A 16,842-nucleotide genomic window follows, 5' to 3' on the forward strand; every position below is an offset into this window, starting at 1 on the left:
CACGAATTTAGCCTAAATTATCAATTTGTATAGTCAGAAGTGACAACTGGCTATACACATAAATAATGAACTGCCCATCAGGCTCATACCTAGGATCATCAACCACTTCTTTGCCAAGATAAATATAGGACAATACTCGTCGTTTTTTCTCTGTATTCGCTTGTAATGCCGCATCCCCTTGTTGTGCCGACACGGTGTACCCTATGCACCATAAGACAAACAACATTAACGCCGCTATGAGCAATAAATTATCAAACCTTTCTGCGCTTCTTGAATTTGCAAAGGCTAAACTAATGCCAAGTTTTGCATTCTTAGTGTCTCTGAAACTTTCTTCTATTTGCATACGTTGTTTATATAAAGTCACAATCCGTTGAGGCTTATCTGTAAATTGTGTAGGTAAATTAAACACAAGTAGCCAAGGCTCTTTGGCCTTTTGTTGTTGGTATTTAACCGTTGTACATTGAGATTGCCCACCCCGTTTTTTGATTTTTTTACGTCCCTTGTTTTTCCCTCTAAACAAAACACCTTGGCACGCGAAACGAACTGTTTTTCCGTAGTAAATCTGTGTCAGAAGGTGTGGTTTACCTGTTGCTTGCTCAAACCATGATTTACAATTTCGCCATGTCTCAAGGTCGCTAGATAAGGTCACATTGCCTCTGACGCGCCCAAGCCAATACCAGCCTTTATCTTCTATGGCTTTAAACCATGGCGTTCTAAAAATAGCATCAGATAAAATAATAGGCTGACAATCTGCAGGTAAACACTGTGCCAAGCTATCGAGTAAGTGTTGATGAGCCGCTTCGGTATTTAATTCGCTTTCAGGATACACTTTTTCATAGAGCGTTAACGCTCTTCCCCCCATTGGTATGCTTGCCCTGAGCACTTGAAATATTTCGCCGCCATTAATAGGTGACCAGTCAACGATAATAAGTGGGTGTTGTTGCTGGCCTACTAAGCATTCGGTCATATGCTCATAGAAACAAAGACGTTCTTGATGCAGGTTAGCATTACCAATCAAACGGTCTGCGCGTTTAATATCATGTTTTTTATCGGTATTAGAAAATGATTTTAATCCTCGGCCTAGGTAAGTGACAGTAACGCGCTGATCACGCAAGCCTGAGTTAACAAACGTAAAGACTGTATTTAAACGTGTTTTATGAATTTCAGGGTAGGCAATGGCAATATCTTTGTGTAATATTTCGGTGGCTTTCATGATTATGAGTGAGTTTTTTTATAGTGAAAAAATTTGATCACAAATAATCATGAGAGTCTACCATTAATTTTTATTTTGTGGGGATTCGTCAGTGCTAAATATATGGTTATCAAAATAGTGGCCATTTTTATAAATTGCTTGTTTTAAAATAGCCTCGGTATTAAAGCCACTTTTAAGCAACGCCTTCATTGAGCCCGCATTAGCAATGATATAAACCTTAAATGCTGAGAGATCCCCACGAATTTAGCCTAAATTATCAATTTGTATAGTCAGAAGTGACAACTGGCTATACACATAAATAATGAACTGCCCATCAGGCTCATACCTAGGATCATCAACCACTTCTTTGCCAAGATAAATATAGGACAATACTCGTCGTTTTTTCTCTGTATTCGCTTGTAATGCCGCATCCCCTTGTTGTGCCGACACGGTGTACCCTATGCACCATAAGACAAACAACATTAACGCCGCTATGAGCAATAAATTATCAAACCTTTCTGCGCTTCTTGAATTTGCAAAGGCTAAACTAATGCCAAGTTTTGCATTCTTAGTGTCTCTGAAACTTTCTTCTATTTGCATACGTTGTTTATATAAAGTCACAATCCGTTGAGGCTTATCTGTAAATTGTGTAGGTAAATTAAACACAAGTAGCCAAGGCTCTTTGGCCTTTTGTTGTTGGTATTTAACCGTTGTACATTGAGATTGCCCACCCCGTTTTTTGATTTTTTTACGTCCCTTGTTTTTCCCTCTAAACAAAACACCTTGGCACGCGAAACGAACTGTTTTTCCGTAGTAAATCTGTGTCAGAAGGTGTGGTTTACCTGTTGCTTGCTCAAACCATGATTTACAATTTCGCCATGTCTCAAGGTCGCTAGATAAGGTCACATTGCCTCTGACGCGCCCAAGCCAATACCAGCCTTTATCTTCTATGGCTTTAAACCATGGCGTTCTAAAAATAGCATCAGATAAAATAATAGGCTGACAATCTGCAGGTAAACACTGTGCCAAGCTATCGAGTAAGTGTTGATGAGCCGCTTCGGTATTTAATTCGCTTTCAGGATACACTTTTTCATAGAGCGTTAACGCTCTTCCCCCCATTGGTATGCTTGCCCTGAGCACTTGAAATATTTCGCCGCCATTAATAGGTGACCAGTCAACGATAATAAGTGGGTGTTGTTGCTGGCCTACTAAGCATTCGGTCATATGCTCATAGAAACAAAGACGTTCTTGATGCAGGTTAGCATTACCAATCAAACGGTCTGCGCGTTTAATATCATGTTTTTTATCGGTATTAGAAAATGATTTTAATCCTCGGCCTAGGTAAGTGACAGTAACGCGCTGATCACGCAAGCCTGAGTTAACAAACGTAAAGACTGTATTTAAACGTGTTTTATGAATTTCAGGGTAGGCAATGGCAATATCTTTGTGTAATATTTCGGTGGCTTTCATGATTATGAGTGAGTTTTTTTATAGTGAAAAAATTTGATCACAAATAATCATGAGAGTCTACCATTAATTTTTATTTTGTGGGGATTCGTCAGCTTTAATTGCTTATATTATACGCCTACTATAGTACATGTAGACCAAAACTAATGTTTTTTATTTTGCAATAATGATTTTGTATCGGTATTTATAAAAGTAATGAAATAAAACATAGTTATTGTTCATTTGTTACAATGCGTTATAGTTTGCTAACAAATATGAAAATAAATTAGAGATAACGTATGCAGTTAATAGATTTAACCCCTGATGATCCCGATGTGATTAATGTTTTTTCTGATATCGACAGACTTATTAATTCTTTATACCCAGTAGCCACAGCGCAGTCATTGTCGGTTAGTCAATTGGGCCAACCCAATGTGTATGCAATAGGTTTGAAAAATGAAGAGGGGATTATTGCTTGTGGGGCGATTGTAATGCAGTTTGATACAAAGCCCTATGGCGAGATACGCCGGTTATATGTCAAACCAAATCATCGCGGCAAAGGTTTATCGCGACGTATAATGCAAATTTTGTTACATCATGCCGGTGAAGAAGCCATTCCTTTAATCAGACTGGAAACAGGCCCAAAACAAACAGAGTCAATTAGCCTTTACGAGAATTTAGGATTTAAACGTTGTGCAAGCTTTGGTGATTATACAGATAACCCAAACAGCTTTTTTATGGAATTAGGACTTAGCTAATTAGCTTTAGCCTAAACCATTACATATGACAACCTAAGCTCATTGTTGCGTTAAAAAAGCAAGTCATAATCATCCACATTAAAACTCACTCGTTACGAGTAAAAATACTTGTTGGACAAAAATCGCTATTTTTCTTTTAATGCGCGGCAACTAGCCGAACCGGCATTCATAAATAAAAGAGAAAGATAAATGAAAGAAACAACATCACTAGAACAAGCTCGTACGAGCTACAACGTTCGTCATTGGAGCCAAGGTTTTTTTGGTATTAATGATCAAGGTGATGTGTATGTTGCGCCCAAGGCTGATGCCCCAGAGCAAACCATTGCACTAACAGACATTGCCAAGCAACTTGAAGAAAAAGGCTTGAGCTTACCGGCACTCGTTCGTTTTCCACAAATTTTACACCATCGGGTGCACAGCCTATGTGGTGCTTTTAATAGCGCTATCGAAAGCTATGGTTATCCAAAAGACTACCTATTAGTTTACCCAATTAAAGTAAACCAGCAACGTGAAGTAGTAGAGGAAATTGTAGCTAGCCAAGCACAAGTAGAAAAAAAACAACTTGGTTTAGAAGCAGGTAGTAAGCCTGAGTTATTAACTGTATTAGCGCTGGCTGAAAAAACCAGTGCGGTGATTGTGTGTAATGGCTACAAAGATAAAGAGTATGTGCGCTTAGCCCTTATTGGCGAAAAACTGGGCCATAAAGTGTATATCGTGCTAGAAAAGCTATCAGAGCTTGATATGGTATTAAGCCAAGCTAAAGAATTAAACGTAAAACCGCGCATAGGTATTCGGGTGCGTTTAGCCTCACAAGGTAAAGGTAAATGGCAAGCCAGTGGCGGAGAAAAATCTAAGTTTGGTTTATCTGCTTCTCAAGTTTTATATGTAGTGAACCGTTTAAAAGCAACGGATCAGTTAGACTTAGTACAGCTAGTGCATTTTCATTTAGGCTCACAAATGGCCAACATTCGTGATGTACGCCTGGGTGTGAGCGAAGCGGCGCGTTTTTATTGTGAATTACGTAAACTAGGCGCGCAAATTGATTGCCTAGATGTAGGCGGTGGTTTAGCAGTTGATTACGATGGTACACGTAGTCAATCACATAACTCAATGAACTACAGCTTAGCTGAATATGCTAATAATATTGTCTACACTATCGGTGATATTTGTAAGCAGTATGGCCAGCCTTTCCCAACAATTATTTCAGAGTCGGGAAGAGCATTAACGGCGCACCATGCAGTACTTATTTCTAATGTAATTGGCACTGAAACCTACACACCAGAAGAAATTGAAGCGCCAGCCGATGTTGCTCCACAGTTACTTAAAAATATGTGGATTTCATGGCAACAACTGCATGTACTTACAGATGACCGTGCATTAATTGAAATTTACCACGACAGCCAAGGTGATTTAGCTGAAGCGCACAGTCAATTTGCCATGGGTCTGCTTGACTTAACCCAACGTGCATGGGCAGAACAAATAAACTTGCGTGTTTGTTATGAGCTTAACAAATTAATGGATAATAAAAATCGTTTTCATCGACCTATTATCGATGAACTTAATGCCCGTTTAGCAGATAAGTTTTTTGTAAACTTCTCATTGTTTCAGTCTTTGCCTGACGCGTGGGGAATTGATCAAGTATTTCCGGTATTGCCATTAAGTGGTTTAACACAGGCACCACAAAAACGTGCTGTGTTATTGGATATCACCTGTGACTCAGATGGTGCTTTAGAGCATTACGTTGATGGTCAAGGCATTGAAAGTACGTTACCCGTACCTGAGTACACAGCTGATAAACCGTACTTAATGGGATTCTTTTTGGTCGGTGCGTATCAAGAAATTTTAGGTGATATGCATAACTTATTTGGTGATACGCACAGCGCTATTGTTAATATGGATGAGCTTGGCGTTGCTAGTATTACAGAGATTAATCACGGTGATACCGTCGCCGACATGATGCGTTATGTACATTTAGATGTTGAAGGTTTTCAGCAATCGTACGCGCAGCTAGTAAGTACAAAAATTGCAGCAGATGAACAGCAAAGCGTTTTAGACGAGTTGCAAAACGGCCTTGATGGCTACACTTATTTAGAAGAGTTATAAGCAATGTCTAGCTTGTTTGGTTGTGTTGACCACTCATTATACTCAAATGGGATGACGTTTTTACGTCGCCCTATGGTACAAAATATTAACGCCATAGACGCCGATGTAGTGGTATTGGGTTTACCGTTTGATTTAGCCACCTCAGGACGTCCGGGTGCTCGCCTAGGACCTGATGCAATTCGCAGAGCCTCGGTACATTTAGCGTGGGAAGACACAAAATATCCGTGGACATTTCCGTTGTTTGAACGACTAAAAGTAGCGGATGCTGGCGATTTTACCTATCCGGTAGGCGATCCTGAGTATTTTACCGCGCAGCTAGAAATGGCGGCAGAGCAAATACTTCGCCAAGGCAAAACGTTATTAGGGCTTGGTGGCGACCATTTCGTTACGTTACCGCTGTTACGTGCTCATGCAAAAATTCATGGCAAAATGGCGTTAGTGCATTTTGATGCGCACACAGATACCTATAGCAATGGATCGCGTTTTGATCATGGCACTATGTTTTATCATGCGCCAATGGAAGGCTTAATTGATGTAAATCACAGTATTCAGCTAGGTATTCGTACCGACTTTGATCAAAGCAAGCATGAATTTGCAGTCATTGATGCCATGCAAGCCAATGATTTGCATGCGAATGAGATTGCAGCACACATTATTGAGCGAGTAGGTGATTTACCCGTTTATCTAACTTTTGATATAGATTGTTTAGATCCCGCGTTTGCGCCAGGTACTGGCACACCCGTATGCGGTGGTTTAACCTCGGATAAAGTGCTGAAAATTTTACGCGCGCTTAAAGGTATTAATATGGTGGGGATGGATGTAGTTGAAGTGTCGCCTTCGTACGACCAAAGTGAGCTTACCGCCATTGCTGCAGCGACGATTGCCAGTGAATTGCTGCATTTATGGACGCATAAAAATAAATATTAGTTTAAAATCAAATAAAAAAGGGATGCTTTTGCATCCCTTTTTTGTTTGCCCAGCGAAGCTGGCAAACCCGTCAGGTTGAAAGAAATCTGAATCACCCCGACTGAGGGGAAGATAATCCGAATCGTAAGGGCGTTGCTGGCCAACGGCAGGGTCTGAAGGAAGCGATAGGAAGTTAACAGTACACAACGCAAGTGAACCTGTTTCGGCAGTGTAGGTGGGTAAGCGTGCAAAATAGCGCAAAGCCCGATACTCAGTCAGACCTATACTGTGTTTGAGGGTGGGATTGTTAACAGGGAGCCAGCACAGTAACTGGGGAAGCCTGGCATCTAAACTTAGTGTAAATAAGTGGCCTAAACTCAAGGGGAAACCCAAGGTTTAACGTCGGTGTGAGGTGGCAGATGAACCCGTAGTAGTGAGTAAGGCTAGGCCGATGAAAGCCAGTAATGGTGTGGAGGGCAAAACCAAGCCGACTATCAGCAGCGTGTCTGATAGGGTCAATTTAAATCAAAAGTTTTAATTGATTGCGAAGGGGGGAAGTATTCTTTAAGAGCTGAGAGATCCCCACGAATTTAGCCTAAATTATCAATTTGTATAGTCAGAAGTGACAACTGGCTATACACATAAATAATGAACTGCCCATCAGGCTCATACCTAGGATCATCAACCACTTCTTTGCCAAGATAAATATAGGACAATACTCGTCGTTTTTTCTCTGTATTCGCTTGTAATGCCGCATCCCCTTGTTGTGCCGACACGGTGTACCCTATGCACCATAAGACAAACAACATTAACGCCGCTATGAGCAATAAATTATCAAACCTTTCTGCGCTTCTTGAATTTGCAAAGGCTAAACTAATGCCAAGTTTTGCATTCTTAGTGTCTCTGAAACTTTCTTCTATTTGCATACGTTGTTTATATAAAGTCACAATCCGTTGAGGCTTATCTGTAAATTGTGTAGGTAAATTAAACACAAGTAGCCAAGGCTCTTTGGCCTTTTGTTGTTGGTATTTAACCGTTGTACATTGAGATTGCCCACCCCGTTTTTTGATTTTTTTACGTCCCTTGTTTTTCCCTCTAAACAAAACACCTTGGCACGCGAAACGAACTGTTTTTCCGTAGTAAATCTGTGTCAGAAGGTGTGGTTTATCTGTTGCTTGCTCAAACCATGATTTACAATTTCGCCATGTCTCAAGGTCGCTAGATAAGGTCACATTGCCTCTGACGCGCCCAAGCCAATACCAGCCTTTATCTTCTATGGCTTTAAACCATGGCGTTCTAAAAATAGCATCAGATAAAATAATAGGCTGACAATCTGCAGGTAAACACTGTGCCAAGCTATCGAGTAAGTGTTGATGAGCCGCTTCGGTATTTAATTCGCTTTCAGGATACACTTTTTCATAGAGCGTTAACGCTCTTCCCCCCATTGGTATGCTTGCCCTGAGCACTTGAAATATTTCGCCGCCATTAATAGGTGACCAGTCAACGATAATAAGTGGGTGTTGTTGCTGGCCTACTAAGCATTCGGTCATATGTTCATAGAAACAAAGACGTTCTTGATGCAGGTTAGCATTACCAATCAAACGGTCTGCGCGTTTAATATCATGTTTTTTATCGGTATTAGAAAATGATTTTAATCCGCGGCCTAGGTAAGTGACAGTAACGCGCTGGTCACGCAAGCCTGAGTTAACAAACGTAAAGACTGTATTTAAACGTGTTTTATGAATTTCAGGGTAGGCAATGGCAATATCTTTGTGTAATATTTCGGTGGCTTTCATGATTATGAGTGAGTTTTTTTATAGTGAAAAAATTTGATCACAAATAATCATGAGAGTCTACCATTAATTTTTATTTTGTGGGGATTCGTCAGCTTTAAGAGTATGAAAATCAGGAATATCGACGTATAGGCTCACATGTATTTCGACGGAAATAGGCAAGAGATGACGGCTAAGCAGGAATGTGGACGCTGAGAATTAAAGGCCGAGCACGGGAGTAATGATTGACCACTTAGGCAGATTGCCACTGGGCTAGCACACCTAATGTCATCATGAAGGACACCACTATACATCAATGTGAAACGACAGACATACCGCAAGCAAAGGCAATTGATGACAGTTTACTACAGCTTGTATGGGCAATTATTAGATATTAATAACCTGTACAAGGGATTCAAAAAAGTGAAAGCAGCAAAAGGAGCCGCCGGAATAGATGGGCAGTCCATAGCCGCGTTCGCCTTGAATTTAGAAGAAAACTTGAAACAACTGCAACGAGAACTGCAAAGCAAGCAGTATCGCGCGCAGCCGGTCAAACGGATAGAAATACCGAAAGACGATGGCGGCGTGAGATTGCTGGGCATTCCAACAGTTCGCGATCGCATAGTACAACAAGCGCTATTGAACATTCTCCAACCGATCTTCGACATCGACTTTCACCCATCAAGTTATGGGTACAGGCCGAAACGAAGCTGCCATGATGCCATCAGCAAAGCCACGGTATTTATTCGTAAATATCAGCGTGAGTGGGTGGTTGATATGGATCTGTCGAAGTGCTTTGACCTGTTAGATCACGATTTAATTATTAGCAGCGTCAAACGCAAAGTGACAGACGGTAGCATTTTAAAGCTGCTCAATCAGTTTTTAAAAAGTGGGGTAATGATAGGCAATCACTGGGAAGCGAGTGAGGTAGGGAGTCCACAAGGAGGGGTTATCAGTCCATTGTTGGCGAATATCTACCTAGATGCGTTCGATCAAGAAATGAAAAAGCGAAATCACAGAATAGTGAGGTACGCCGACGACATTTTGATCTTATGCTGCACAGAAAAAGCAGCGAAACATGCACTCACTGTAGCAACTCAGATACTGGAGAAAGACTTGAAGTTAACAGTCAACCAAAAGAAAACCCACATAGCGCATAGCAGTGAAGGGGTAAAATTTTTGGGAGTGGAGATAGGATGTAATTGGACACGGATCCAAGGGTCAAAACTCAAAGGCTTCAAACAAAAAGTTAAACGATTAACAAAACGAAATAGCGGCATGAACTTAGTTGAAATAATAAAAAGACTAAACCCAGTGGTGCGTGGTTTTGTAAATTATTTCAGTATAGCCAATTGTAAACGAGCATTAACTCAGCTGGCGGGGTGGTTAAGACGCCGATTAAGGGCCATTCAGTTAAGGTTGTGGAAAAATCCAGCGAGATTGCATAAACGACTAAAACAATTAGGGAAAAAGCCGCCATTTAAGTTTATAAAAATGAACTCATGGCGAAACTCCCTAAGTCCATTATCGAGTGTAGCAATGCCAAACCAATGGTTTGAAGAGCTAGGTTTATATTCAATGGAAAAAGTAAGTACAGGATGGCTTGCTCAATCGGCGTTTAGTAAATAAGCCGAAGGGATAGAAGAATACAGGAGCCGTATACGAGGTCCGTACGTACGGTTCTGTGAGAGGGATGAGGCAAAAGCCTCACCCTACTCGATATTTTACCAGTTTGTTTTCTTGCTACTTTTTATTTCTTTTAGCCAAAGTACACTGAGCGCAATTAGCGGTAGGTTAGTGGTCACGGGGTTAAATGCTTCAATAAGCAATGTGGGTTGCATAACTGCGACGCCAAATAATAGTGCGATCAACGCTAAAATATTTAAAATTATTATGTGTTTATTTTTATAAAAAACAAATAAACACAGCCCAAAAATAATTTCTCCCACACCTACGCTGCGGGTAATTAAATTAGACACCTCAGCTGAAAAACCTGCACTGCCTGTCAGTATTTTTTCAAGTGGCGCAATATGATAAAGCTTGGGGAAAAAACCATGGTATATCCAGCTTAAACTTACCGTATAGCGAGCAAGGTAAATGTAAAAACGATTAGTGTCTCGCATTATCTATTCGCTCCTGTGCACTAGGGTGACTTGATAAGTACTCAAGAAAGTTATTTACCTTTTTAAGGTGCTCGTTTTCTTCACTATGGCTTGTTTGTAATGCTTCTATTGCATCGGCAAAATCGTTGCTTGAGTACCCTAGGTACGCTAGCTGAGTCAGTGCAAAGCTATCAGCTTGGCGTTCCATATCACGAGAAAACCCTTGTTGAACAAACGTGGCCCCTGTACCTAATACTACTTCGGCTACCCCTTCTAAGTCACCAAAAACAATGGCTAAAACTATGGTGCTTGCCGCGGATTGGGCTGTTATGCGTACGCTGTGCTGATGAACCACATGGCCCATCTCATGCAGTAAAACGGCCTTAAGTGCATTGGGTTTATCAGCAAGCAGATTAGCTAATTCGTCAGTTACTACGATGCGTCCATGTGGCAATGCAAAGGCGTTCGCCCCAAATGAGTCTGATTTATAAAATGATAGTCGATAGACCGACTTATCCAAAGAGAGCTTATCGAGCATGGTATTAAAATGCTGCTGTAGTTTAGCTTGTTGCTCTTTAGGCAGTTGCGTTTCATCGAGCGCTAATTTTTTAATAACGGTAAAACTTTGCTCGCCCATTTGTTCAACCACATTCTGTGGCAGCGTATCGACGCTATAAACGGCGATGGCAGGCACTGCTTTATAAAGTACGAACCACATAAATAAGGGGGTAAATATCACGGCTGCTAAAATAGCCCATTTATTTTTTTCAAGACGCTCTAAAGCATTATGGTTATTTGATTTAAAAGGCCACCTGTAATTAACATCTAATGGGATAAAGCGACTGCCATCACTAAAATTAAGTTCGTCTGCAATACCAGCCATAGAGGCATTGAGTGCAAGCTCAGAAATAGTGTGGATTGTTTCATTATTGTCATCGTGGTTAATTATAATATGTGTGTCGCTAACACGTGCGACACACAATGTATAACTACTCGATGCTTTAGGAAAATAATGTCCTTTTATATGCATAGTGAGCTCTTAGGTTAGCGAAAGGTCAATATCAAAAACGTTGGCAGCTTCTTCGGCAAAAGAAGACTGCTGCGCTTGCTGAGTATCTATTAAGTTTAACGCACCTGAGTAAATTGTAACCGTTGTTACGTCTGCTAACATTTTAGAGACACGCACTTTAGTCCATGGATAGGCAAGTCCTAATGAAAATATAATTGCCAGCATGTTAGTTAAAATTAAAATTGCAAAAGGTATTGGCTTAAGGGCTGATTCAAAAGAAGCAATATTTTCAAATTGGCTGTTATCAAAAATGTGGTTACGAATGGCCGCTTTCCATACTGCGCTAACAATGGCAATCATCAGTAAATAGGCAATCATTATCAAAATAGGTAACATAACTATAACCGCTGACCCTTCTATGTTTTGTTGGTTCTGCGCATTCATTAAGTCAAAACCTAATAAACCAACAATGCCCATTAGTAAGACCATGATAATTGAGCCTACAACAAAACAAATGAGGGCTGTGAGGTAATAGGTTTCCCCTTTTAAATTTACACTAAGGGGAGTATCGCCATAGCTAATATTGCTGTGGATGTAATTATCAATGCGCTTTAAAACATAAGGCATCAATAAATAAAGAGTAAACACGCTTGCAACCGGCAACACAATAAAGTTAATAAATGCATCGCCATAACTGCCATTAAATGCAAAACGTACATTACGATGACGAGTCATACGCATGTTAAAGCGCAGCCCTTGATTAATTATCCATGGCATTAAAAATATAAAAGCAATGGCAAATAATAAGCCCACGATGGGTAAAAAGCTAACAGCAAACGTGTATGCTAAAAAAACCACCACAGCCAAAATACGGCCTTTTAAAATTTGAATCGGCGTGGCCAAGTAATCAAAGCTATGCCCATCTATTTTGGTGTGGCCATAAAAATATCGATATGTACGTACTTTGGCCCATGCTGAGTAAATTCCAAGAGTGAGCACGCTTAATAGTATATTGACTATCCAAATACCAAAAAACTCACCCCCTTTTCCGCTAAATTGTACTTTACCACTAAAAATAGGAGAGCTACTTGGCGGTGTAAGATGGTCGGTTTCATTTGAGGTTGGGTGTATTGATTCCATTTAAAAAAAGTCCTTGTAATTTTTTGTGAATTTACCTTTTTTAGAAATTAAAAACAACCTTTATGATTAGCTAGCTTATTGTAAGTAGGCTAACTTTATTGCTTTTGCTGTTTATAAGGCTGCACTTTAAGTCACCTCTGGTATACTGAGCAAATAATTTAACGGGGCTGATATGATTTCAAAAAACCAACTTAAACTAATACGCCAGCTTGGCCAAAAAAAGTACCGTAAGCAATTTAATCAATACCTTGTACAAGGTGAAAAAAATGTACTGGAGTTATTAAATAGCCCATTAAAAATAACCGATGTATTTGCAACGCAAAACTTTTTTGACAATAACCAAGCCACATACCCCAATACGCATTTTATTGTTGCGGATGAAGCACAATTAACAAAAGTAAGTACTTTAGTCAGTAATAATGCGGCAATTGCGATTATTGATATGCCAAGTACCACATTACCTGATCAAAACAGTTTAATATTAGCCTTAGATGGGGTGTCTGATCCGGGTAATTTAGGCACCATCATTCGCGTGGCTGATTGGTACGGAATAAAGCACATTGTTGCCAGCACTGACAGTGCCGATCCTTATAATCCAAAAACAATTAGCGCCACTATGGGGTCATTTGTACGCGTATCGGTGAGCCAAGTCGATTTACCCAGCTATTTAACAGCTTTAAATGTACCAATTTATGGCGCGTTTTTAGAGGGTGAAAATGTCCATAGTTGCCAATTCTCAGGTAAAGGGGTGTTATTAATGGGCAGTGAGTCACATGGCATACGCCAAGCGTGTGCAGAGTTGGTAACAAATAAAATCACCATTCCTGCCTTTGGTGGCGCTGAATCACTTAATGTGGCAATGGCAACGGGTATTATTTTAGATAACTTTAAACGCCAAGCTTAACAACGTCACTGTTTTTAGGTTAAATTGTAGTAACTAATAAAAATAAAAAATTGGTAAAACAAACAGATGCGCTTAAGCACTATAAAATTAGCGGGCTTTAAATCCTTTGTAGAGCCCACTAAAATTCCATTTCCCGATCAAATGACCTGTGTTGTTGGCCCTAACGGCTGTGGCAAATCGAACGTGATTGATGCGGTGCGATGGGTGCTTGGTGAAAGTTCAGCTAAAAATTTACGTGGCGATGCCATGACCGATGTTATTTTTAATGGTTCCACTAACCGTAAACCTATCTCTCAAGCGTCTGTTGAACTGATATTTGATAATACGAAAGGGAAATTACCCAATACTTTTGCTGATCGTAACCAAGTGGCTATAAAGCGTTTAGTAACCCGCGATGGGCAATCACTGTACTTTTTAAATGGCAGCAAATGCCGAAGACGTGATATTACCGACATATTCTTAGGCACAGGGCTTGGGCCGCGTAGTTACGCTATTATTGAGCAAGGGATGATCTCGCGTTTGATTGAAAGTAAACCGCAGGAGCTACGTGTTTTTTTAGAAGAGGCTGCGGGGGTATCTAAATACAAAGAGCGCCGCCGCGAAACACAAACACGTATAAAAAGTACCCGAGAAAACCTTGAGCGGCTGCTTGATGTGCGCCAAGAGCTGCAAAGCCAACTCGATAAACTGGCGGTGCAGTCGGTTGAGGCTAAAAAGTACCGCGAACTTAAAACTCAAGAGCGCACACTTAAAGGACAAATAGCGGTATTGAAATGGCAAAAACTGCATCAACAACAAGTCGATAAAAGTGCGCAAATAAAAAAGCTGGATGAACAAATCAGTTTTTTTAAAACCGCGCATTCAGGCCATGATGACATAATGGCAAGCCTTGAAACTCAAGTCCAAGCCCAGCAAGATAAGCTCACTGATGTACAGCAACAGCAGCACCATATTCATACAGAATTGACCCGCAACGAACAGCAGCAAATTAGCATTAAGCAACAAACGCTGTCACTGAAACAAAATTTAGCAAAGTTAGAGCAGCAAAAAAATCAAAGTGAAGAAGTCAAAACACAGCAACAAAGTCTCTGCCAAGAGTTAGATGACAGCTTGCAACAGGCTATTGAGCATCATTTAATGTGTAGCGAGCAAGTTATAGAACTTACCGATGAGGTTAATCAGCTGCTGGAGATTAAAAATGCCGACACATCACAGTGGCAATCACTAACAGAAGACTATCAACAATTAAATAATCAGCAGCTAGCGCATGCAAGTGCAGTAAAACATACAGAACAGGAAATCAGTTATGTTAAGCAACAACTAACGCAGCTTGATGAGCAAATAGATGAGTTAAAACGCAGTGAGATAGAGCAGCAATTAACTCAGCAACAGCAGCACAGGCAAACCCTGATTGAGCAGCTAGCGCACGCACAAACAGCCCACAGCAAAGGCAAAACAGTGCAAGCAACACAGCAGCAACGCCTAGACGAGGTACAACAAGATTGGCAGTATTTATCTCAGCAAGTTAATGAACTAAAAGCGGGAATAGCGGGGCTCAAAACCACGCTAGGACTTGAAAAAAATACCGATGAAAGTTTAACCTTATTTAAGCAGTTAACGGTCAAGTCAGGCTATGAATACTTAGTAGAACAGGCACTTAAATCACTTGAGCATATACATGTTTCGCAAGGTAAAGCGAAAAATAGTACCTGGGAAATCGACTCGCAGTCAGCCGCTAAACACAGTGTTGCCGCGTTTATTACCTCAGGTGTGTATCCTGAGTTATTAAATCATATTGCCTATGATGAAAGCGGCAATATAAGTGCGCTTAACGATAGTAGTTATGTTGCGGTAATAGATAAGCTAGGGGCGTTACATGGCCGAAACTGGCATGTGAGTGGCAATAAAAATGCAGAGAATTCTTTATTGCTAATGCATAAAAAACTTAGGCAACAAGAAACCACCTTGGTACAGCAACAACGGGCATTAGAGGACGCCACAACCACGCTTAAAGAGTGCCAAATCCAGGTTACGCTGTTAACTGATCAGCAAAATGAACGCAAAGAAACTATTCACCAATTAGCGCAGCAATTAGCGGTAGCGACAACACGTGGCGATATGCTCAAAGCGCAGGCGAGCCAACATCAGCAACAAGTCATTAAATTACAGCAGCAGCAACAGCCGCTGATAACCCAACATCAACGGTTAAACGATTCATTAAGCGAACAAAAAATAAAAGATCAAGCGCTAGCACAACAGTTACAGATATTAGCGATAGCGCTTAGCCAAGCAGACACCACGCGGAAAAACAGTGATGAGCGTTACCAACAAGCGGTTAAAAATGCAGAGCAATATAAAACACAAGCGCATCAAGCTAACCTAAACGAACAAAAAGCGCGTAGTGAGTACCAGCTTAGTCAAACTAAACTTAGCCATGCTGTACAGGCGTTTACTAGTGCCGAAGAGGGTGCGCAAGAGATAATAGAGCAGATTGAAGCGTTACTTATTCCTGAACAAGAGCTTGCACTAAGTATTGAGCAATTATTAGTACAGCACCAACAAGGTGAGCAAACCCTTGCGAATTTGCAACAACAGCTAGCTCAAGCAAAACAACAACTACAAAGCAAACAAGCGAGTTTAAAAAGCACACAAAGTGAGCTGGTGGCATTACAAGAGCAGCATCAAAAGCTGAGTATTGAAGAGCAAAGTGTATTAATTAAAGCGCAAGCCGTGCTTGAGCCTCTTGATGAGCTAAATCAAAATTTAAAACAGGTACTAGCAGAGCTTCCAGCAGAGCTATCGTTAAATGCAGCGCAAAATCAACTGGCTGGAGTAAGTAACCAGTTAGAACAACTCGGGGCTGTAAATCTTGCCGCCATTGATGAGTTTGAACAAGCAAAACAAAGAAGTGATTATTTAAATCATCAGCTTGATGACTTAACTCAAGCACTAAATGCGTTAGAAGGCGCGATTAATAAAATAGATCGTGAAACTAAAACCCGCTTTAAGTCTACTTTTGATCAAGTTAATCACGATTTTGGTCAGCTTTTTCCTAAAGTATTTGGCGGCGGCAGTGCTTATTTAGAATTAACCAGTGACGATTTGCTCGAAAGTGGTGTTAGTATAATGGCAAGGCCACCAGGGAAAAAAAATTCGACAATTCATTTGTTAAGTGGTGGAGAAAAAGCGCTGAGCGCATTATCATTGGTGTTTTCTATATTCAGGCTCAATCCAGCTCCATTCTGTATGCTGGACGAGGTGGATGCCCCATTAGATGATGCCAATGTGGGTCGTTTTTGCCGTTTGGTTGAAGAAATGTCACAATCTGTGCAGTTTATTTATATAAGCCATAATAAAATTGCAATGGAAATGGCGGGTAGATTAACGGGTGTAACCATGGCAGAGCCCGGCGTGTCACGTATGGTTGCTGTGGATATTGAACAGGCGGTGCAACTTGCACATGCATAATTTTATGGTCATTTGCTAGTGTTTTTAGCTAAAATAGTGGCT

The 16,842-nt window shown here is 40.6% G+C and carries 12 protein-coding genes and 1 pseudogene; 6 read left to right on the forward strand and 7 right to left on the reverse strand.

Annotated elements, in window-relative coordinates; genetic code table 11:
* Positions 1–7: 7 nt before the first annotated feature.
* The 3 genes and pseudogenes from AC6H44_RS05150 to AC6H44_RS05160 form a co-directional block, all read right to left on the reverse strand.
* Positions 8–1,213 (reverse strand): IS4 family transposase, encoded by a 1,206-nt coding sequence (locus tag AC6H44_RS05150; RefSeq protein ID WP_500736204.1) that lies wholly within the window; start codon positions 1,211–1,213, stop codon positions 8–10.
* Between the two features lie 63 nt (positions 1,214–1,276).
* Positions 1,277–1,414 (reverse strand): annotated as a pseudogene (locus AC6H44_RS05155) (hypothetical protein); the annotation flags it as partial.
* A 42-nt stretch (positions 1,415–1,456) separates the two neighbouring features.
* Positions 1,457–2,662, reverse strand: coding sequence for an IS4 family transposase (locus tag AC6H44_RS05160; protein WP_500736204.1), 1,206 nt, complete (start codon positions 2,660–2,662; stop codon positions 1,457–1,459).
* 275 nt (positions 2,663–2,937) lie between these two features.
* On the opposite strand from AC6H44_RS05160, the gene AC6H44_RS05165 reads away from it, so the two are divergent.
* The 3 genes from AC6H44_RS05165 to speB all read left to right on the forward strand — a co-directional run bounded on the left by AC6H44_RS05165 (position 2,938) and on the right by speB (position 6,426).
* Positions 2,938–3,396, forward strand: coding sequence for a GNAT family N-acetyltransferase (locus AC6H44_RS05165; RefSeq protein WP_500737858.1), 459 nt, complete (start codon positions 2,938–2,940; stop codon positions 3,394–3,396).
* 189 nt (positions 3,397–3,585) lie between these two features.
* The gene (gene speA / locus AC6H44_RS05170; RefSeq protein ID WP_500737859.1) at positions 3,586–5,499 is read left to right on the forward strand and encodes a biosynthetic arginine decarboxylase; all 1,914 of its coding nucleotides are present in this window, start codon (positions 3,586–3,588) and stop codon (positions 5,497–5,499) included.
* A 3-nt stretch (positions 5,500–5,502) separates the two neighbouring features.
* Positions 5,503–6,426 carry an agmatinase gene (gene speB, locus AC6H44_RS05175; protein WP_500737860.1) on the forward strand — a complete coding sequence of 308 codons (924 nt, stop codon included), beginning with the start codon at positions 5,503–5,505 and terminating at the stop codon, positions 6,424–6,426.
* Between the two features lie 569 nt (positions 6,427–6,995).
* Here the strand turns inward: speB and AC6H44_RS05180 are convergent.
* Positions 6,996–8,201, reverse strand: a complete 1,206-nt coding sequence (locus tag AC6H44_RS05180; RefSeq protein ID WP_500735106.1) for an IS4 family transposase — start codon at positions 8,199–8,201, stop codon at positions 6,996–6,998.
* Positions 8,202–8,531: 330 nt separating this feature from the next.
* Between AC6H44_RS05180 and ltrA the strand changes: the two genes are divergently transcribed.
* Positions 8,532–9,806 (forward strand): group II intron reverse transcriptase/maturase, encoded by a 1,275-nt coding sequence (gene ltrA, locus AC6H44_RS05185; protein ID WP_500734985.1) that lies wholly within the window; start codon positions 8,532–8,534, stop codon positions 9,804–9,806.
* 95 nt (positions 9,807–9,901) lie between these two features.
* On the opposite strand, the gene AC6H44_RS05190 is transcribed toward ltrA, so the two are convergent.
* From AC6H44_RS05190 to AC6H44_RS05200, 3 genes are read right to left on the reverse strand one after another with little or no spacing between them, the layout of a single operon-like run.
* Positions 9,902–10,300: a DoxX-like family protein gene (locus AC6H44_RS05190; protein ID WP_500737861.1), complete on the reverse strand. Its 399-nt coding sequence runs from the start codon at positions 10,298–10,300 to the stop codon at positions 9,902–9,904.
* On the reverse strand, positions 10,287–11,309 hold the full coding sequence (locus AC6H44_RS05195; protein ID WP_500737862.1) for a M48 family metallopeptidase: 1,023 nt from the start codon (positions 11,307–11,309) through the stop codon (positions 10,287–10,289). Before AC6H44_RS05195 ends, AC6H44_RS05190 begins: the two co-directional genes overlap by 14 nt.
* Positions 11,310–11,318: 9 nt before the next feature.
* Positions 11,319–12,428: a YjgN family protein gene (locus AC6H44_RS05200; protein ID WP_500737863.1), complete on the reverse strand. Its 1,110-nt coding sequence runs from the start codon at positions 12,426–12,428 to the stop codon at positions 11,319–11,321.
* Positions 12,429–12,600: 172 nt separating this feature from the next.
* Here AC6H44_RS05200 and AC6H44_RS05205 point away from each other — a divergent pair, with 172 nt between their 5' ends.
* Together AC6H44_RS05205 and AC6H44_RS05210 are read left to right on the forward strand one after the other, a co-directional pair.
* Positions 12,601–13,332 carry a TrmH family RNA methyltransferase gene (locus AC6H44_RS05205; protein WP_500737864.1) on the forward strand — a complete coding sequence of 244 codons (732 nt, stop codon included), beginning with the start codon at positions 12,601–12,603 and terminating at the stop codon, positions 13,330–13,332.
* 66 nt (positions 13,333–13,398) lie between these two features.
* Complete coding sequence (locus AC6H44_RS05210; RefSeq protein WP_500737865.1) at positions 13,399–16,800, forward strand: chromosome segregation SMC family protein; 3,402 nt, start codon at positions 13,399–13,401, stop codon at positions 16,798–16,800.
* The last annotated feature ends 42 nt before the right edge of the window (positions 16,801–16,842 follow it).

It is taken from the genome of Pseudoalteromonas sp. TAP-3C (assembly GCF_059888565.1).